Annotated in this window: 20 protein-coding genes and 3 pseudogenes; 12 read left to right on the top strand and 11 right to left on the bottom strand. The window is 27.0% G+C overall.

What is annotated here, in order from left to right; genetic code table 11:
* Positions 1-599: 599 nt before the first annotated feature.
* Positions 600-982 (top strand): annotated as a pseudogene (locus CMOL_RS00615) (MerR family transcriptional regulator).
* A 7-nt stretch (positions 983-989) separates the two neighbouring features.
* Here the strand turns inward: CMOL_RS00615 and CMOL_RS00610 are convergent.
* The 3 genes and pseudogenes from CMOL_RS00610 to rrpB form a co-directional block, all read right to left on the bottom strand.
* Positions 990-1,309 (bottom strand): annotated as a pseudogene (locus CMOL_RS00610) (ArsR/SmtB family transcription factor).
* Position 1,310: 1 nt separating this feature from the next.
* Positions 1,311-2,234, bottom strand: a pseudogene (locus CMOL_RS00605) (permease).
* An 82-nt stretch (positions 2,235-2,316) separates the two neighbouring features.
* Complete coding sequence (rrpB, locus tag CMOL_RS00600) at positions 2,317-2,649, bottom strand: MarR family transcription factor RrpB (RefSeq protein WP_200282083.1); 333 nt, start codon at positions 2,647-2,649, stop codon at positions 2,317-2,319.
* Between the two features lie 190 nt (positions 2,650-2,839).
* Here rrpB and CMOL_RS00595 point away from each other — a divergent pair, with 190 nt between their 5' ends.
* From CMOL_RS00595 to motB, 5 genes are all read left to right on the top strand, one after another.
* Entirely contained in the window at positions 2,840-3,475 is a 636-nt protein-coding gene (locus CMOL_RS00595; protein WP_239820363.1) for an NAD(P)-dependent oxidoreductase, read from the top strand.
* A gap of 1,378 nt (positions 3,476-4,853) precedes the next feature.
* The gene (locus tag CMOL_RS00590) at positions 4,854-5,297 is read left to right on the top strand and encodes a YqaA family protein (protein WP_239820362.1); all 444 of its coding nucleotides are present in this window, start codon (positions 4,854-4,856) and stop codon (positions 5,295-5,297) included.
* Positions 5,298-5,370: 73 nt separating this feature from the next.
* On the top strand, positions 5,371-8,013 hold the full coding sequence (polA, locus tag CMOL_RS00585) for a DNA polymerase I (RefSeq protein WP_239820361.1): 2,643 nt from the start codon (positions 5,371-5,373) through the stop codon (positions 8,011-8,013).
* A gap of 10 nt (positions 8,014-8,023) precedes the next feature.
* Positions 8,024-8,800, top strand: coding sequence for a flagellar motor stator protein MotA (gene motA / locus CMOL_RS00580; protein ID WP_200282094.1), 777 nt, complete (start codon positions 8,024-8,026; stop codon positions 8,798-8,800).
* Between the two features lie 2 nt (positions 8,801-8,802).
* Positions 8,803-9,534, top strand: a complete 732-nt coding sequence (motB, locus tag CMOL_RS00575) for a flagellar motor protein MotB (protein WP_239820360.1) — start codon at positions 8,803-8,805, stop codon at positions 9,532-9,534.
* Positions 9,535-9,544: 10 nt separating this feature from the next.
* On the opposite strand, the gene flhB is transcribed toward motB, so the two are convergent.
* Both flhB and CMOL_RS00565 read right to left on the bottom strand, forming a co-directional pair.
* Positions 9,545-10,636, bottom strand: coding sequence for a flagellar biosynthesis protein FlhB (gene flhB / locus CMOL_RS00570; protein ID WP_200282098.1), 1,092 nt, complete (start codon positions 10,634-10,636; stop codon positions 9,545-9,547).
* A gap of 111 nt (positions 10,637-10,747) precedes the next feature.
* Positions 10,748-11,344 (bottom strand): peroxiredoxin, encoded by a 597-nt coding sequence (locus CMOL_RS00565; protein ID WP_239820359.1) that lies wholly within the window; start codon positions 11,342-11,344, stop codon positions 10,748-10,750.
* 260 nt (positions 11,345-11,604) lie between these two features.
* Between CMOL_RS00565 and CMOL_RS00560 the strand changes: the two genes are divergently transcribed.
* From CMOL_RS00560 to CMOL_RS00535, 6 genes are all read left to right on the top strand, one after another.
* Positions 11,605-11,889, top strand: coding sequence for a DUF362 domain-containing protein (locus CMOL_RS00560; protein WP_137623281.1), 285 nt, complete (start codon positions 11,605-11,607; stop codon positions 11,887-11,889).
* A gap of 135 nt (positions 11,890-12,024) precedes the next feature.
* Positions 12,025-12,438, top strand: a complete 414-nt coding sequence (gene ndk, locus CMOL_RS00555) for a nucleoside-diphosphate kinase (RefSeq protein ID WP_239820358.1) — start codon at positions 12,025-12,027, stop codon at positions 12,436-12,438.
* The gene (locus CMOL_RS00550; RefSeq protein ID WP_239820357.1) at positions 12,439-12,798 is read left to right on the top strand and encodes a hypothetical protein; all 360 of its coding nucleotides are present in this window, start codon (positions 12,439-12,441) and stop codon (positions 12,796-12,798) included.
* A 21-nt stretch (positions 12,799-12,819) separates the two neighbouring features.
* Positions 12,820-12,966, top strand: a complete 147-nt coding sequence (rpmF, locus tag CMOL_RS00545) for a 50S ribosomal protein L32 (protein WP_200282106.1) — start codon at positions 12,820-12,822, stop codon at positions 12,964-12,966.
* 5 nt (positions 12,967-12,971) lie between these two features.
* The gene (gene plsX, locus CMOL_RS00540; protein WP_239820356.1) at positions 12,972-13,958 is read left to right on the top strand and encodes a phosphate acyltransferase PlsX; all 987 of its coding nucleotides are present in this window, start codon (positions 12,972-12,974) and stop codon (positions 13,956-13,958) included.
* Positions 13,951-14,931 (top strand): beta-ketoacyl-ACP synthase III, encoded by a 981-nt coding sequence (locus CMOL_RS00535; RefSeq protein WP_239820355.1) that lies wholly within the window; start codon positions 13,951-13,953, stop codon positions 14,929-14,931. Before plsX ends, CMOL_RS00535 begins: the two co-directional genes overlap by 8 nt.
* A gap of 7 nt (positions 14,932-14,938) precedes the next feature.
* On the opposite strand, the gene CMOL_RS00530 is transcribed toward CMOL_RS00535, so the two are convergent.
* The 6 genes from CMOL_RS00530 to perR are packed head-to-tail and all read right to left on the bottom strand — an operon-like array spanning position 14,939 to position 19,889.
* Positions 14,939-15,289 (bottom strand): RidA family protein, encoded by a 351-nt coding sequence (locus CMOL_RS00530; RefSeq protein WP_200282115.1) that lies wholly within the window; start codon positions 15,287-15,289, stop codon positions 14,939-14,941.
* Positions 15,286-16,356: a phosphoserine transaminase gene (gene serC, locus CMOL_RS00525; RefSeq protein WP_239820354.1), complete on the bottom strand. Its 1,071-nt coding sequence runs from the start codon at positions 16,354-16,356 to the stop codon at positions 15,286-15,288. The genes CMOL_RS00530 and serC overlap by 4 nt, the downstream gene beginning before the upstream one ends.
* Before the next feature lie 2 nt (positions 16,357-16,358).
* The gene (xseA, locus tag CMOL_RS00520; RefSeq protein WP_239820353.1) at positions 16,359-17,528 is read right to left on the bottom strand and encodes an exodeoxyribonuclease VII large subunit; all 1,170 of its coding nucleotides are present in this window, start codon (positions 17,526-17,528) and stop codon (positions 16,359-16,361) included.
* Complete coding sequence (gene ubiE, locus CMOL_RS00515) at positions 17,525-18,232, bottom strand: bifunctional demethylmenaquinone methyltransferase/2-methoxy-6-polyprenyl-1,4-benzoquinol methylase UbiE (RefSeq protein ID WP_239820352.1); 708 nt, start codon at positions 18,230-18,232, stop codon at positions 17,525-17,527. The genes xseA and ubiE overlap by 4 nt, the downstream gene beginning before the upstream one ends.
* Positions 18,232-19,434, bottom strand: a complete 1,203-nt coding sequence (locus CMOL_RS00510) for a hypothetical protein (RefSeq protein WP_239820351.1) — start codon at positions 19,432-19,434, stop codon at positions 18,232-18,234. Before CMOL_RS00510 ends, ubiE begins: the two co-directional genes overlap by 1 nt.
* Before the next feature lie 44 nt (positions 19,435-19,478).
* Positions 19,479-19,889 carry a peroxide-responsive transcriptional repressor PerR gene (gene perR, locus CMOL_RS00505; RefSeq protein WP_137623291.1) on the bottom strand — a complete coding sequence of 137 codons (411 nt, stop codon included), beginning with the start codon at positions 19,887-19,889 and terminating at the stop codon, positions 19,479-19,481.
* Positions 19,890-19,934: the final 45 nt, after the last annotated feature.

The raw sequence follows: 19,934 nt of genomic DNA, 5'->3' as shown, positions 1-19,934 counted from the left end.
AAAAGGAGAAAAAAAGGGCAGAAAAACGAGTATTAAAAGAGATAAAAAATATTAACAATTTGCATTCTAATATAATAAAATCCGCCTTAAGTTTTAACCTTTGGTGAAATTTCTTAATCAAATTTAACTATGAAGTGATATAGTAAGCATTTTGTGAAATTATATCTAAATTTTAGGTTTTTTAAACTTAAAGTTGAAACCATAGGGGAGACATAAAAACTCCTTAATTTGATTAGCTTACTTAGATACACAAATGAATAATGAAAGTTAAATACTATAGCGATTTTAATAAAATTAAGCTACCTAACTTTATAGAACTATAGCAAAAAATTTATTATATGCTATAACAAATCCTGATACATATAAGATTATAAAATTTACTCTAAATTTAAAAAAACCAAAAGAATAGAAAAAATTAAATACTAAAGAGTTTTAAACATAATCTTGAAAAATATATTTTATGCTTATTTTTAGTTTAAAACTAAAATTTTTAATATTATTTTATCAAATAAAATACAAAATAAACTTTTATTGTAAATAATTATTTAAAAGAAGAAAATTATGGCTTTACTATAAAAGAAGTATAAAAAGAAACAAAAATTAGTGCCCATACTTTAATAAAAAAGGTTTGTTTTCTTTTGTCAAAAAATTGAAAATAGTGTGAAATATTTTTCAAAAAGCGATGTAGGATAGGTAAAATAGATAGAATGGCTTAGAAATTCAAGTATATCAATAGAACAAATTAGGCATTATATAAAACATTTTACTCTTTGGATATAAAAATTGCCAAAAAAGATAAGAGATGTTAAAGCAAATAAAGAAAAAAAAATACAAAATCAGATCAAAATATTAAAAAAAGTGAAAAAATTCTAGCTAAAAAATAAAAATTTATGATGATATGTTAAAAGATCAAATTGATAGGTTTAATCTAGAAAGTAAGGATTATCAACCTTGTGATAAATTACATAAGTTCAAGGGCTGATTTTATATTAAAGGCAAATTTGGATAATAATATTTTCATTTTTAATAGCATTTTTAAGCTCTAAATTTTTAATATTGTCAAAAATATCTAAATGCAGTTTTAAAAGCTCATCATTAATCCCATAATACGCCCAAGTTTCTTGACGTCTTACATACAAAAACCCGCATCTTTTAAAATTTTTAAATGTCTTGAAAGTCTTGATTGATCCATGTTTAAAAACTCTTGCAAATCACAAACACAAAGTTCTTTATATCTTAAAAGATGATACAAAATCAAAACCCTACTTTCATCATTGATCGCTGAAATAATGGTTAAAAATTTTTGCATTTTATTTCCTTAAATTAATAAAAATTCCAAAAGATATAAACACGCCTAAAATAATCATAACAAATAAAAATTTCATTTTAACATTTGCTTGAGTAAAATAAGCTCAGATAAAGAACATCCAGTACCAGCGATTAAAAAACTTATAATCACTCGTTGAGAAATTCCCATTTGCAAAAGTGCTAAGCCTATAAGAATAATAGTTTCCACTCTTAAATAAAGGAAAATTCCTAAAAAACCGCTAATATAATGCTTAAAATTTCATTGCTATTTAGGTATTTTTAAATTTCTTGAGAAATAAAACCATGAATAAAAGCACCAATAAAAACTGCCACAACCATATAAGGTAATAATTTTTATAATTTTTCAAACTTTCTTTGAATAATTCTTTATAGTTTATCGTTATATTTTTAGGCTTATCTTGAGTATTTGCACAACATGATTTTTGTTTAAAAATAAAATCGCTAGGATTGCAAGGTTGAATAAAAATATTTGATTTTGTATTTTTTAGAAATATGTTTTAAAAAACTCTCTTCATTAAATTTAGAAAAAACAAAAGAAATAATAAATATCAAAAAAAACCACATAAATCAAACTTAACTTTAAACCAAAAGTTACAAAAAGCATGGAAAAAATAGGATTAATAACAGACGAAGTAAAAAGATAAACTAAAGTTACGCTAAGTTTTACTTTCACTTCCAAAAAAGCTCTTAAAAGTGGTATGGTAGAACAAGAACAAAATAGCGTTAAAGCACCTAAAAATATAGCTTAAAATAACTTGAAATTTTACTACCAGCAAGTTGTTTTAAAAATTCCTTCGTATTTTTGATTGATATATAGAAACTAAAAAAGAAATAGCTATAAAAAGTATAGAAAGCTCAGCAAATAGATATAAAAACTCTTTGAAAGTATTTAAAAAAGACTGCATTTTTTATCCTTGTAAAAATATTTCCAAAAATAAACATATATAAATTAATATGTCAATATATATTGATATATTAATTTATTTTTTAAACGATATTTTTATAGCTATCTCCCCAATTCTCAAGACTTTTTAAGATGGGTTCTAAACTATTGCCTAAAGATGTAAGTGAGTACTCAACTCTTGGAGGAACTTCTGCATAAACTTTGCGTTTGATCAGTTTTGCTTCTTCTAATTCTCGTAAATTTTGTGTAAGGACATTTTGAGAGATATTTTGATTTTTTGTAGATGAAATGCTTTTTCTCAACTCTCCAAATCTTTTAGTCCCCTGCAATAAATCTCGAATAATTAAAATTTTCCATTTATTTCCTATCAAATTAAGCGTGGTTTCAATAGGACAAAGAGAATGATATTTTTTCATTATAATCCTTATTTTTTAAAATTATAACATATTTTTAAAAAATTTATCTCATTAAAATATTAAAATAACACAATACTCCTAAAATAGATACTATATTATAAAATAATATCTACTTGATTTTTAGTAGTAAATATATTTATAATTTCAAGATTGCATTTTTTATGTAAAAATACTTAAAAAGGAGATATTTATGAAAATAGCAATTTTATGTGCAAGTGGTAAAGTAGGCAAAGAAATCAGCAAAGAAGCTTTAAAAAGAAATTTAGAGCCGGTATGTTTTGTACGCAATAGCTCTAAAATGAATGAATTTTTACCTCAAGCTAAAATAGTACAAAAAGATCTTTTTGAGCTTGATTCTAAAGATCTGATAGATTTTGATATTATTATCGACGCTTTTGGAGAATGGGAAAATTTAAGCTTGCATAAAAAGCATATAGAATGGTTGAGTGAAATTTTACAAGGAAGCAAGGTTAAATTATTTGTTGTAGGGGGTGCTGGAAGTTTATATATGGATGAGAATCATACTACAAGACTTATGGATATGCCTGATTTTCCTAAAGAGTATTTGGATATAGCTAAAGCAAATGCGGAAGTATTGGAATTTTTACGCAATGAAAAAGGTTTTAAATGGGTATATGTGAGTCCATCTGCTATTTTTTCACCAGATCTTCCAAAAACCAATCATTATAAAATCATAGGCGAAAAATTTGAAGTTAATGCTAACAATGAAAGTAAAATCAGCTATAGTGATTATGCCAATGCTATGATAGACTTAGTACTTAATTCTCATTATGAAAACACACGTATTGGTGTAATAGGTCTATGAAATACAATTTAATTCAAAATTTCCAAACCTATAATTCCATTACAACCTAGAAATACTATATATACCTAAATGCTATATTTTTTAATAGCTTAATTAGTAAAATAGGAAGTACGAAGGAATAAAGTTAATCTAAAATACACAAATAAAAGTTCTTGCTCTACTATGTTAATAAAAAAGAGCAAGAAACGCCTAGTTTCTTAGAAATTTTTAAATAGGTATTAGTCGAAATACAGATTGATTTTTTATCAAAATTCTCTCTTGCATATTTTCTATGGAATATTCTATCCCTTATTCAAAGTGCTTCTCCAAGTATTAAAAGAGTAAATATAAATTATTAAAAGGCTTTATGAAAAACCTCTTAATATATTACATAGAATTTTAACTCTTGGTAGAAGTACACAACCAAAGGCTTTTTAGAATAAAAAATATTCTAATATATCTAAATTCAAGCTTTTTAAACTTAAAATGATGATATTTTCAAAATAAGACCATATAGAAATGGATAAAAACTATAAGCAGTGTTGTTAAAATTATAATCATAATTTAAATCTTTTTGCCTATGCCAGAACTTAAAATTATGCAAATGGATATTTATAGCTATTACTAAAAAGCAAAATATACCATTTTAAAGAATTTTTTAACCTAGATATAAAAATAATTATTTCACAAAAAATTTTATTGAATTATGTCGATTGGACAGTTCTAATGATAGAATAATAAAAACTTTTTTAATAACTAACTAAAGCGAATCCATACCTAATTTAAATATTATGATTTGTAAAAGAGTGCAAGGACTTTCTAGATTAATAGACAAAGAAACAAAACCTACTGTCCTTTTAAAGATATAAGTAGATATAATTAAAAGCCGATCTTTTTTGCTAGTGTATGTTTGATTATCGACATTTTTATTAATATCTTTACTTACTTTGATATTTTTTTATTTTTCTCATTTTACTATATAAGCTTTGTTTCTTCAAGCTTAATAGAAGTTTTGATATATAACGCAAAGTCGTATCAATAATTGAGAATATACTAATTCTATAATAATTATTTTAGTGATATATACAAATATCTAATTAGTACAAACTTCATGTTAGCAAATAAATTAATTTGTTGTTTGTACTTTGGAGCTAAAGCAACACTGGATAATGAAGTGATATTACTAAACTTAAATATTTTTTCATTTTAACCCTTTTTATGATTAAAATTATTAATATAAAAACAATTATAATATCAAAAAGATTGCTTAATATTAAACAAGCGAAAAATCAAATTTGATTAAACGGTGAGAAAAATTTACTCATTGTCTTATTTCCAATCCTAACTATAAAAATTATAATTTTTTATATAATATTTATTTTTATTTGGTGGATTAAAAATGTTTGATTTTTTATATAGTGATATAAGCTACTTAGGACTTTTTTTAGTATGCTTTCTCTCAAGCACTCTTTTACCTTTGGCAAGCGAAGCTTTTGTCTTAGGTTTTATAAAACTTAATTTCAACCCATCACTTGTGCTCATAATAGCTACTTTAGGTAACACTTTAGGAAGCTTAAGTACCTATGGTTTGGCTTTTTTAGGTAAAAAAAATATTTTGGAAAAATATTTTAAAAAATCTTTAAAAAAGCTTGAAAAATGGGATACAAATTTTTTCAAATTCGGTGCTTTTTTTGCTTTTTTTACTTTTTTGCCTTTGGTTGGTGATATTTTTGCACTTGGGCTAGGTTTTGCAAAATATCCTTTTTTAAAAAGTGCATTTTTTATTTTACTTGGAAAATTTAGTCGCTATTTTTTCATCATTTTTTTATCAAGTTATTTTTAAAATCATGAGTTTTTAATATAAAAATTGACATAATATAAAAATCTTAAAAATTTAAAAAATAAAAGAGAAAAAATTGAAAACTTTAACAATTATAGATACTTTTGGCTTTTTTTTTAGACTTTTTTACGCTTTAAAAGGTTTTAAAAATTCACAAGGGCAAGCTAGTGGAATGATTAGTGGCTTTGCCAACTTCATTTATAGTTTAAAAAATGAATATCAAAGTGATTACATTATTTTTGCCTTAGATTCTAAAGGAAAAACTTTTAGAAGTGATATCGATCCAAATTATAAACAAAATAGAACTCCTCCACCTTCTGAATTATTAGAACAAATTCCAATTTGCATACAAATGATAGAAAAAATGGGCTTTATGAATATTTCTTGCGAAGGATATGAAGCTGATGATATCATCGCTTCTGTAGTAAAAACTTTTAAAGATAAGGATATTTTTATCCGTATTATTACCCAAGATAAAGATCTTTATCAGCTTATAAAAAATGGAAAAACAAGTATTTATAGTCCTATTTCAAAAAATGAGTATAACGAGGAAGCTTGCTTAGAAAAATATGGCGTTAAACCTTGTCAAATTAGAGATTTTTTAGCACTTTGTGGCGATACTTCAGATAATATTCCAGGAGTTAAAGGTATAGGAGCTAAAGGAGCTAAAAAATTACTTGATGAATTTGAAAATATTGAAAATATATATGAAAATTTAACATTGATTCGCAATGAAAGAACTCGTTCTATGCTTTTAGAAGGAAAAGAGAATGCTTTTTTGAGCAAAAAACTCACTTCTTTATATGAAGATTTAAAATTTGAAAATTTACTTGAAAAATCTATGTTTCCTGAAGGTGAACCTCTTTTAAATGTGCTTGAAATTTTAAAACATTATGAGCTTAATTCTTTACTAAAAAAAATACACAATAACGCTGAAAATCAAGATAAAAAATTAGATTTTAAAGCTAAGTTAATTTTAAATGAAAATAAACTTTTTGACATTTTAAATTCACTTGATCAAGAAAGTATTATAGCTTTTGACACAGAAACGACAGGACTTGACACCAAAGAAGCTAAAATTGTAGGATTTAGTTTTTGCATCAATGAAAATGAAGCCTTTTATGTACCTTTGACACATAGCTATTTAGGAGTCAAAGAGCAAATTTCACTTATTAGTGCTAAAAGAGCAATAGAATTAATTTTTAAACATTTTGTAATAGGACACAATCTAAAATATGATTTTCAAATTATTCAAAATAATTTTGCTCTAAATCCTCCAAAAAATTACGCAGATACTATGGTTTTAGCTTGGCTTTTTAATCCATCTTTAAAAGTTAATATGGATGATTTAGCCCTTAGACTTTTTGATTATGAAACTTTGCATTTTGAAAATATTGTAAAAAAAGGCGAAAATTTTGCAAATGTAGAACTTGAAAAAGCTTGCGAGTACGCAGCTGAAGATGCTTATATTACCTTAAAATTTTATCTTTATTTTTTAAAAAATCTTGATTCTAGCTTATTAGAAATTGCTAAAAATTATGAATTTAATTTCATAAAAATCATTATGATGATGGAAGAAAATGGCATTAAACTTGATACAAAATCACTTGAAAATTTAATGAAAAAATTCGAGAATGAAATTAAAAATTTAAGTGAAGAAATCTATACGCTATGCCAAGATAAATTTAATCTTAACTCGCCAAAACAAGTAGGAGATATACTATTTGAAAAGCTAAAACTTCCTAGTGGCAAAAAAACCAAAACTGGGTATTCTACAGATGAAAAAGTTTTAAATGAAATCATTGATCAACATCCAGTTGTAGCCAAAATTCTAGATTATAGAGAGCTTGCAAAACTTTATTCTACCTATTGCGAACCTTTAATAAAATTAGCTTTAAAAGATAAAAATTCACGTATTTACTCAAGTTTTTTACAAACTGGGACTGCTACAGGACGTCTTTCCTCAAAAGATCCAAATTTACAAAATATCCCTGCTCATGGACAATACGCTAAAGATTATAAATCATGTTTTATCGCTCAAGATGGTTTTAGTTTTATTAGTCTTGATTATTCTCAGATAGAACTTAGAATGCTAGCTCATTTTAGTGAAGATGAAAAACTTTTAAACGCTTTTGAAAAAAATGAAGACATTCATGCTAAAACAGCTTTAATGATTTTTGGAGAAAATAATTATCAAACAAGAAGTATAGCAAAAAGTATTAATTTTGGTCTCATTTATGGAATGGGTTATAAAACTTTAAGTAAAAATTTAAAAATTGAAACCAATCTTGCAAAATCTTATATAGAAAAATATTTTCAAAATTTCACTAGTATTAAAAATTATTTTGAAAAGGTTAAAAAAGAAGCAAAACAAAATGGTTTTATCTCGACTCTATTAGGACGCAAACGTTATTTTGATTTTGAAAATGCAAAACCTATGCAATTAGCTATGTATGAAAGAGAAAGTATTAATTCTATTTTGCAAGGATCTGCTGCGGATATTATAAAATTAGCCATGATAGAAATTTCAAAAGATTTAAATGAAAACAAAAAACTTATTTTACAAATTCATGATGAATTAATTTTTGAAGTTAAAGATGATTTATGTATAAATTTTGTTAAAAAAGCTAGTGATATTATGGAAAATATAGTAAAATTAAAAGTAAAATTGCAAACAAGTTCTAGCATCGCCAAAAAATGGGGCGATTTGAGTAAATAAGGAGAATTTAATGGATCTTTCAACCATACTAGGGATGGTTCTTGCGGTAACAAGTATTTCTGTAGGGGATATTTTAGAAGGGGGGAATCCTTTACATGTTATTCACCTTTCTTCTTTTCTTATCGTTATGCCAACTGCTGCTTTTTGTGCAATGACTTCAACTCATAAAAAAATCGTTAAAGCGGCTTATAAAGAATTAAAAATTGTTTTCAAAGGCTCTGGGGTTAATTTACCAGAAAGAATAGCTCAATTGATTGAATTTGCAGTTATAGCACGTAGAGATGGGCTTTTAGCTCTTGAATCAAGAACTAATGAAATTGAAAATGAATTTTTGAAAAATGCTATGATGATGCTCGTTGATGGTAAAAGTTTTGAAGAAATTCATGAAAGTATGGAAATTCAAACCGAACAATTAGAAGAACACTATAAAGAATGTGCTGAATATTGGATAGTCTTTGGAGAAACTTGTCCAACTATGGGACTCGTTGGAGCTGTTTTTGGTTTGATTTTGGCCCTTAAACTTTTAGATAACCCTCAAGCAATGGCAGCAGGTATTTCAGGTGCATTTACAGCTACAGTTACAGGAATCTTTGGGGCATATGCTTTATATACTCCATGGGGTAGAAAATTAAAAGCTAATGGAATGGAGTTTGTTAAAGAGCAGATTGTAATTACAGAAGCTATTAAAGGTATAGCAGAAGGAGCAAATCCTAGGGATTTGGAAGCTAAACTCTTTAATTTTCTAAGTCATGATGATGTTAGAATTTCACAATTTGATAAAGGTTAAAAATGGCTAAAAAAGTAAAATGTCCAGAATGCCCAGCTGGTGAAAAATGGGCTGTCCCTTATGCAGATTTTTTATCTTTACTTTTAGCACTTTTTATCGCTCTTTGGGCTATTTCAAAAACCAATCCAGCTAAAGTAGAAGCCTTAAAAACTGAATTTGTTAAAATTTTTGATTATACTGCAACTCAAACAATACAACAACAAAATCAAGATACCCATAAATTTAAAGGTTCTCAAGAAGAAAAAGATGATGAATTAAATAAATTAAAAAAAATGACTCTTACACAACAAGAAATCATCAAAAAACTTCAAGCTGCACTGGATCAATCGGATAATCAAGAAATACTCAATCTACCTTCTAAAGTTGAATTTAAAAAAAATAGCTCTGAAATAGAATCTGCTGATATTCAAGATTATTTAAAACGCATAGCTCAGCTCATTTCATATTTACCACCTCAAGTAAAAATTGAAATAAGAGGCTATACAGATAATAGCGAATCTTCTCTTAGAAGTTATGAATTGGGATATGCTAGAGCTCAAAGTGTTTTAAAATATCTTATGGAAGGTGGAATTAACACCAAAAATATTACCTTGAAAAGCTATGGGCTTAATGATCCTTTAAATGGAAATCCTCAAGCTTTAGAAAATAATCGAGTAGAAATTTATTTTAAAGTCGATACACAAGATAAAGATGCTAAGCAATCTGTATTAAATCTTATTCAAAAGAGTAAATAATTTACTCTTTTCAACCATTATTTTTCTTTACTTGGCCAGCTAAACGCCCTTTATTATTAGTATTATAAACAAAGCCTAATACTTCAGCAACTGCTTTAAATAATTCCCTAGGAATTAAATCATCAACATCACAAACCTTATAAAGCTCTCTTGCTAAAGGGGGATTTTCATAAACCACTACGTTATTATCATAGGCAACTTGTTTGATACGTAAAGCAAGAAAATCAACTCCCTTAGCCACCACGCGAGGTGCTTGCTCTTTTGTAGTATCGTAACGTATCGCAACAGCATAATGTGTAGGGTTTGTAATTACAACATCAGCTCCAGCAACATCTTGCACCATACGACGCCTCGCAGCTTCCATTTGCAAACGCCTGATTCTACCTTTAACTTGCGGATCTCCTTCCATTTGCTTGTATTCATCTTTTATCTCTTGTTTACTCATTCGCAAACTTTTAAAATATTGAAATCGTACCAAAAAAACATCTAAAACAGCGATCACTAAAAAAGCAATAATTACAATAGAAGCTAAAATAATAACTTTATCTCTAAGCCAATTAAGTTGTTCAACTAAGTTGTAGCGTTCAAGAAGTGGTAATTCATTCATAAATTTTAAGAGAACTACAAAAGCTATAGTAAAAACCACCCCTACTTTTAAAAGAATTTTAAAAGTATCTAATATCTTTTTTAAAGAAATTAAATTTTTAATTCCTTTTAAGGGATTAATTTTTCCTAAATTTGGCATAATAGGTTTAGTGGTAAAAATAAAACCAAATTGCATAATATTACCTAAAACTCCAGCCACCATAATACTTAAAACTATAGGGGCAAGCATGATTAAAACCTCTAAAATACTTTTAATCATAATACCTTGAACGATACGCAAATCTAACTCTATGCCTACAAAACTTTGATAATATCTATATAAATTTGTAATTCTTTCCCCTATAAAACCCATAGTAAATAAAGTAACGGCTAAGCCTATTATTAAAGTTACTATAGCTGCAGCGTCTTGAGATTTTGGAACATTACCTTCATTACGAGCATCTTCTATTTTTTTGGACGTGGGCTCTTCGGTTTTTTCTTGATCTTCGCCTGGCATTGGTAATCCTAATTAAAATTATAAGAAAATTATATAATGAAAAGTTATGAAATTCAATAAAATTATTAGAAGTTTTATTAAGAAAGAATGCCTCTTAAAGAGGCATATTGATTATAGTTTATTTTCGTTTTTATTAAGATATTCAGCAACACCTTTAGGATCGGCTTTCATACCTTCATCACCTTTATTCCAACCAGCTGGACAAACTTCGCCATGTTCATTTGTGAAAAGCATAGTATCTACCATTCTAATCATCTCATCGATATTTCTACCTAATGGTAAATCATTAATAACTGCATGACGAACTGTTCCATCAGCATCTAATAAGAAAGAACCTCTAAGTGCTACTGCTTCAGCATAAAGAACATCAAAATTTCTAGCAATTTGTTTTGTTAAATCTGCTACAAGTGGAAATTTAACTTGGCCAATACCACCTTGATTAACTGGTGTATTTTTCCAAGCAAAATGTGAAAATTCATTATCTCCTGAAATTCCAATTACTTCAATACCACGATTTTTAAATTCTTGATATCTTTTATCAAAAGCAATAATTTCTGAAGGGCACACAAAAGTAAAATCTTTTGGATAAAAAAATACTACAGCACCTTTTGGTCCTATATTTTTATAAAGATTAAAATCTTGAACTATTTCATTATTTCCTAATACTGCAGGCGCAGTAAAATCTAAAGCTTTTTTTGTAACGATCATATTTTTCTCCTAATTAATAAATTTTATTAGTAACAAAATTATATCATTTAAATCTTTAAAAAATTTTTAAAATAATTGCAATAAATATATTATTCAAACTTAAATTTAGCAAATATTTAATAAGTAATTTTATAAATGTAATTTTATAGTATTATAATATTATTATCAAAATTTTAATTTTTTGATTATCAAAATTTTAGTTTTTTTAAGAATAGTATGATACAATTTTTTTGTAAAATCTCAAATTAAAAGGAAAAAAGATGGCTGTAAAAATTACAGATATTTGTATTGCTTGTGGCTCTTGTATTGATGAGTGTCCTGTGAGTGCTATTGTTGATGATGCTAGCAATCCAGAAGGACAAGATAGTTATTATGTTTATGCAGATAAATGTGTTGAGTGTGTAGGTCACAATGATCAACCAGCCTGTGCAAGCGCTTGCCCAACTGATGGATGTATAGTATGGAGTGAAGTTGCTTCTGGGCAACCAAGCCGTGATAATATCGGTGCAGATATGAGAAATGGAGATACTCCAGTTTTTGCTTAATCTATAAAAAAGCTAGTTTTTACTAGCTTTTATTTAATTTTTTTTAAAAAAAATCCAGTATAATTTCAACTTTGCTTAATATACAAAAAAACAAATCTTAATTACTTTTGGTATTATTTTAGGAGTAAGTTTATCATGGAAAGAACTTTATCGATCATCAAACCAGATGCTGTTCGAAAGAATCTTATAGGTAAAATTCTAGATCGCTTTGAAAGCAATGGGCTTAAAATAATTGCATTAAAGAAAATTCAACTTACAAGCGAACAAGCAGAAAATTTTTATGCTATTCACAAAGAAAGATCTTTTTTTAAAGATTTAGTAAATTTTATGATTAGTGGTCCAGTTGTTGTTTCTATATTGGAAGGTGAAAATGCTGTAATGAAAAATAGAGAATTAATGGGAGCAACTGATCCAAAAGAAGCTAAATCAGGAACCATTAGAGCAGATTTTGCAGAAAGTATTGATGCAAATGCCGTTCATGGAAGTGATAGTTTAGAAAACGCAAATAACGAAATTGAGTTTTTCTTTAAATCAAACGAAATTTGCTAAATGAAAATTAATTTTTCAAAGATTAATAATACAAACTATCCTTTTAAACTTAATCTTGAAAATATAATTTTTGAAGGAAATTTAGCAAAAATAAATACAAAACTTGTTAAAATAAATGCAATAATGCAAGGTTTTGTTTATAGACCTTGTGATAGCTGTGGTGAAGAATTGGAACTTCATGTTCATGAGAATTTAGAACTTTTTGCAAGTGATGGTATCTTTAAAGACGAAGACAATAAATTAAGCAATACCATAGAATTTTTTGATGGACAAATTGATATTATAGAAGTTGCGATTAGTGAACTTGAAGCTTATTTGAGTGATTATTTTTATTGTAATCACTGTAAAAATAAAAATTAATTTATATTAAAAGGAGATAAAATGGCAGTACCTAAGAGAAGAGTAAGTAAAACTCGTGCAGCAAAAAGAAGAACTCACTATAAAGTTAATCTTCCTATGCCTATAAAAGATAAAGATGGCAGTTATAAAATGCCACATCGCGCTAACCCAAATACCAAGGAATATTAAAATCAATGATAAGCATTGCTGTTGATGCAATGGGGGGAGATTTTGGGGAAAAACCTATTATAGAAGGCGTTATTGAAGCATTAAAAGAAAAACCTTTTAATGCTATACTTGTAGGCAATCCTAAAATTTTAAAACCCCTAATTCCAAAAGATTTTGAGCAATATATCCAATATGAAGAAGCTTGTGAAGTTTTTTCTATGGAAGAAAATGCCACTGATGCTTTAAAACGCAAAGATACTACAATTTATAAAGCTATAGAATTAGTTAAAGATGGCAAAGCTAAGGCTATTGTTTCGGCTGGTCATAGTGGAGCAAGTATGTCTTTAGCTACTTTAAGACTTGGAAGATTAAAAGGGGTTTTAAGACCTGCAATTGCTACTTTAATGCCAAATGTAGTCAACAAAACTCTTTTTTTAGACGTAGGAGCGAATACAGACTGCAAGGCCGAACATTTATTTCAATTTGCTATTATGGGAGATATTTATGCTAGAGAATTGATGAAAATTTCTAAACCTCGTCTAGCATTGTTATCCAATGGAGAAGAAGAATGTAAGGGAAATGAACTTACCAAAGAAGCACATCAAATGATGAAACAAATCCCAAATTTTATTGGAAATGCTGAAGGTAGAGATATTTTTAATGGCGAAATTGATATTTTAATTTGTGATGGATTTAGTGGCAATGTGATTCTAAAAGCGTGCGAAGGAGTGGCGACAGCTATTTTTCAAATTTTAAAAAAAGAAGTTCGACAATCAATCTTCGCAAAATTAGGTGCTTTGATGATGAAACCTTGTTTTAAAAAGCTTAAGAAACATATGGATTGGCAAGAATATGGTGGAGCACCTTTGTTAGGAGTAAATGGTTGTGTGATAATCAGTCATGGAAAAAGCGATGCTAGGGCAATTAAAAATGCTATTTTTCAAGCGATCAATTTTGGAAAATCTAATATTAATACTTTAATCGAAAATGAACTAGAGAAATACAATGGCTAAAGCAAGTTTAAAAAGTATAGCTTCTTATATACCTAATAAAATTTTAAATAACTTTGATCTTGAAAAAATGGTAGATACAACCGATGAATGGATTGTTAAACGCACTGGAATAAAAGAACGTAGAATTGCTGATGATGATGAACAAACCAGTGATTTAGGAACCAAAGCGGCTATAAAAGCTATTCAAAGAGCGAATTTAAAAATTGAAGATATTGATGCTTTACTTGTTGCAACTTTAAGTCCTGATTATTTTACTATGCCATCTACTGCTTGCAAAATTGCTGCAAATTTAGGACTTAAAGATATCACAGCTTTTGATATTTCAGCTGCTTGTACTGGATTTATTTATTTATTAGAACAAGCTAAAGCTTTTGTAGAAAGTGGTCTTAAAAAAAATGTTCTTATTATAGGAGCAGAAAAAACAAGCTCTATTATTGATTATAATGATAGAAGCATGTGTATTCTCTTTGGAGATGGTGCAGGAGCAGGTATTGTAAGTCTTGATAAACAAAATACTATCCTTGATATTCACACAGCAAGCAATGGTAACTTTGGACATCTTTTAATGACACAAAGATCCAAAAAATCTAGCATTTGCCATCCTTTAATGATGCAAATGAAAGGAAATGAGGTCTTTAAAATAGCAGTACAAACACTTAGCAATGATGTTATTGATATTCTAACAAAAAACAATATTAGCTCTAAAGATATAGATCTTTTTATTCCTCATCAAGCGAATTTACGCATAATCAAAGCTGTTCAAGAAAGGCTAAATTTAAGCGATGAAAAATGTGTTGTTACAGTGCATAAATATGGCAACACTTCAGCAGCATCTATACCTATGGCTATGAATGATGCCTATGAAGAAGGACGTCTTAAAAAAGGGGATTTGATTTTACTTGACGCCTTTGGAGGGGGATTTACTTGGGGTTCTGCTTTATTAAAATTTGGAGGAGAAAACTTTAAGCAATAAAAATTTATTATTTATTGCTTATCTTACCAAAAGCTTGAATTTCTATAAGGTAACCTTCTGCTAAAATACTTTGAACACAAGCTCTTACAGGTTTAGCATATTCTTTAATCCACTCATCATAAATTTCATTCATAGCTTCAAAATCTTCCATATTGGAAAGCCATATTTGAATTTGTATGAGAGAATTTTTATCAGCACCTATTTTTTTAAGTAAAAGTTCAATTTCTTCTAGAGCTTCTTTTGTTTGTTTTTTAATATCACCCTTAGGATCAAAAGCTACTTGCCCAGCTGTTGTAAAATAATCATCATAAACAACAATTTGAGACATTCTTTGACATTCATCATAACGTTTTATCATTGATATTTCCTTTTAAATTCTTCCATAAATTCACATAAAATTTGCACCTGTTCTAAAGAGATAGCATTGTAAATACTCGCTCTAATTCCACCTAAAATTCTATGTCCTTTTAAACCTATCAATCCTTCTTTTTCAGCCTCTTGAACAAAAATAGGATCTAGATCTTTATTAATCGAGAAACTAACATTCATCAAAGATCTATCTTTTTTATGAGCATGCCCTTTATAAAATCCTTCACTTAAATCTATACAATCATAAAGCATTGTAGCTTTTTTTAAATTTCTATTATATATTTGATCAAGTCCACCTTGCTTTAAAATCCATTTTGTTTCCAAATCAAAAATATAAATAGCAAAAGTTGGAGGTGTATTATATAAAGACTGATTTTCAGCATGGATAGAATATTTAAGCATGCTAGTTAAATTTTTATAGCGTGATCTTTCAACCATATCCTTGCGTATAAAAACACAACTTAATCCAGAAATTCCAGCATTTTTTTGTATTCCACCGTAAAAAAGAGCTATATTTGAAAAATCAATTTTTTTAGAAAAAAAATCGCTCGAAGCATCTACGATCAAAGGACTTTTTGTTTTAGGATAATCTTTAAATTGTGTTCCATAAATAGTATTATTTGAGCAAATATAAGCATAATCAGCATGATCACTAAAATCAATATTTGGAATATGATTAAATTCATCTTCTTCACTACTAGCAACCACTTTAACATTAACGCCTAAAATTTGAGCTTCTTTAATAGCCTTACTAGTCCAAATTCCTGTATTAACATATTCGCAAATTCCACCTAAAGATAAATTCATAGGTATCATTGCAAATTGTAAACTAGCACCTCCATGCAAAAAGAGAATTTCATATTCATCATTTAAACCATAAATCTCTTTAGCCCTTTTCATAGCTCCAAAATGGATTTCTTCAAAAACTTTAGAGCGATGTGAAATTTCCATAATAGAATAACCTTTACCCTGATAATCACATAATTCATTTCTTGCATGCTCTAAAATTTCTAAAGGTAAAGTAGAAGGACCTGCACTAAAATTAATCTTTCTCATCTTCACTCCTCTAAAATTTTTGCTTTTTTTTGTATAATTTGAGAGCTTAAAAGCACCGTATCGCCATGTTTTAAATCTTGTAATTTTACTATTTTACCATTATGGCTTAATGAAATTAAATTTTCACTTTTTTTTAAAAAATTTTCGTGTTGAAAAAAAGAATTTTCTATTTTTTCTAATTTTAAATTCGTTTTTTCTAATTTATTTTTAATTAAAAGTCTAATCTGTTTAATCAAAAATGTAATTTGTTCTTCTTTATCTCCTATAGTTTTTTTAAAAGATTTAGCTTTAAAAATCTGATATAAATTTAAAAGCAAATCTTGATAATTTTGTATCTTTTGATTTATTTCTTTTCTAAATTTTTCTTCTAAGTTGTCCAAATTTTGCTCTAAATCTAACTTGGAATAAAATAAAAAATCTATAGCTGCTGAAGGTGTTGGAGCCCTAAGATCAGCAACAAAATCACTAATAACATAATCAATTTCATGTCCAATAGCTGAAATAATAGGAGTTTGGGCTTTAAAAATTGCTCTTGCTAAATTTTCATCATTAAAGCAAAAAAGATCCTCCCGACTACCGCCTCCTCTAGCCATAATAAGGACATCAAGATTCATAGTATCAGCTTTTTTTAGAGCATTAATCAAAGAATTTGGCGCTGTACTACCTTGAGTTAAAGCATTAAATACATAAATTTTGGCTAAAAAATATTCTTTTTGATAAATAAGCTTTAACATATCTTGCAAAGCAGCTGAAGTTTTCGAAGTGATAATTCCTACTTTTTTTGGAAATTTAGGTAAGTTTTTTTTATGAATACTATCAAACATACCTTCTTTTTGTAATTTTTCTTTTAGGGCAATAAATTGGCTTTCCAAATCGCCAAATCCAGATTTTTTCATACTATTGGCAACAAATTGATATCGTCCACTTTCAGAATATAAGCTAACATTGCCAACTAACTCTAGTAAATCCCCTACTTCGGGTTTAAAGTGAACTTTTGAATTATTATTTTTAAACATAACACAAGCTATGCTTGATTTCTCATCTTTTAAGTCAAAATACCAATGTCCTGAACCATGGATAGTGATTTTTGAAATTTCACCACTAAGTACAATATCAATAAAATGTGTTTCTAATAAAGCCTTAGCTTTTAAATTTAATTCACTTGGGGTCATAATTTTCTAGCTATAAACATTGAACTAACACCAAAACTAAAGCTTTTAAAATCTAATATTTCAAAACCACAATCATTTAATTCTTTTATAAATTCTTCCTTACTTAAAAATTCATCAATAGAATTAGGCAAATATTCATACGCACTTTTATTTTTACTGATAATTCCACCTAAAGTTGGTAAAATATTTTTCAAATAAAAATCTCTTAAAGTTGCTATAAATCCACCTTTTTCTCTTTTTGTAAATTCCAAAATAACAAAAATTCCTCCTTTTTTTAAGACTCTAAAAAATTCACTTAAAGCCTGTTTTCTTTCTACTACATTACGAATTCCATAACTTATACTTACAATATCAACGCTTTGGTTTTCTAAAGGTAAATTTTGAGCCTTTGCTTGTATAAAATCAATATTTTGAAATTTTTGTTTAGCAATTTCTAACATACCCTCACTTGGATCAATACCTTTAATACTTGTAATATTTTTAGAAAGCATTCTAGCTTTTTCTTGCCATATGGCAATCATATCGCCTGTTCCACATGCAACATCGACTATACTGATAAAATCTGGTTTATAATACTTTAAAACCTTTTTACAAGCGTATTTACGCCAACTTATATCAACTCCAAAACTTAAAATTCTATTGGCCTTATCATAACTTGGAGCAATTTCATTGAACATTTCTATGATTTTATCTTGTTTTTGCATTAATACCCTTTGTAAATTTTTAATTCTCTATTTATTCGAGAGATTAATTTAAAAAATTTTTCCCTTTTTTTTATGATTTTTACAATTATTTTTTCCCTGTCTTTAAAAAGAAAAAATTTTTCATTGAGTTTATTTAAAGGTTTTATATCAAAAAAATTACAAAAATATTCTAAAAAAATTAATAATCCTGAAAAACTTCTTGAAAATTTTTCATTCTCAAAATTTTTCAATAAATTTTTTTTAAAAAAAATCAATTTTTTTCTAAATTCATCCGCTAAAATTTGTTTAAAAAGTTTATCCTTTTGAGAACCTTCATAAAAAGAATTTTCTTTTATAAAAAAATCAAAATCGCTAAACAAACTTTGTAAATTTTCACTACTTAAAAATAAAAGTAATGCTTCAATATTTTTATCATTTTGAAAAAAAATATTAGATTTTTCAACAATTTCTTGAAATCTTAAAGATAAATTTGTATTCAAATTCTTATCAAAAATTTCTTCAGTATCAGATAAAATTATATTGATTTTATCAGCATAAGAAATAAATTGATAAAAATACTCTTCTTTTTTCTTATCTAAAGCTAAATTCCAATAAAATTTTAATTTTTTAAAAAGATAAAATAGAAAAATTCTATAACCTTCAAAAGCATTGATTAAACCTGAAAATTTTAAATCAAAGACCTGATTCTTTTCAATACTTTTAAAATATTTTTCTATGTTAATTTGTTCAAAATCACAACCATAAAGAGTTATAAATTTAGAATCTAAAATATAATCAAATTCTTTTTGAATTTTAAATTCATATGGCAAGATAAAACGATTTGCCTCATCTAAAGTTGGAAAAAAAATTTTTAAAATACAAATTTTAGATTTATTATAAACCTCAATAAAACTTTTCAAAGAACAAAATTTAAACTCGTAACGTTTCTTTTTAATACCTTTTCCTATACTTTTTTTACGAGCTTTTTCAAATTCTTTTTTCGATATTTGTTCTTCTTGATTCTGCTCTAGAATTTTATCATTAGTTTCTATAATTTTATAGTAAAAGCCATCAAGACTCTTAAATTTTACACTTTGAGAGTAGGTTATTTTGGTATAAAAAATCTCAAGTTCGTGAATTTTAAATAAAATACCGTCTTCTTGAAGATTTTTTAAAAGCGTAGTATCTGGAAGTAAAAAATTTTTTTGAATTTCATATACCATTAAAATAACCTTTAAATTAATAGGTTATTTTAACTTTATTTTCCTTAATGACACTTTTTGCAACTATCAATATAGGTGCAAACCGCTAAATAATTAATCAAGCTTCCTATTTTCTTTTCTAAAAATTCTTGATATTCCTTAAGTTTCACATCCTTAAAACTAAGATCCTCTATATTTCCACATTTAGAACAAACAATATGCATATGTTCTTCTTCATAAATGTCATAACAAGTTTTTTGATTTAAAGCATTGATTTCAACAACTAAACCTTGTTCTCTTAAAGTATTTAAATTCTTATAAACCGTAGCGAGCGATATGGAAGGATATTCTTGTTTGATTTCTTCATAAAGCTCTTCAATATTTGGATGTTCATGTCTTTTTAAAATCTTTAAGATGCACAATCTTTGTGGAGTAGCTTTTAAATCATGCTTTTTAAGCATTTGTAATATTTCCATTATCAACAATCCTTAAAAATTTATAATGAAAGGAATGATAATAAA

Source organism: Campylobacter sp. RM10537, assembly GCF_022369435.1.
Lineage (GTDB): Bacteria > Campylobacterota > Campylobacteria > Campylobacterales > Campylobacteraceae > Campylobacter_D > Campylobacter_D molothri.
The sequence above is the reverse complement of the archived record's forward strand: the minus strand, read 5'-3'. Positions and strand labels throughout refer to the sequence as shown.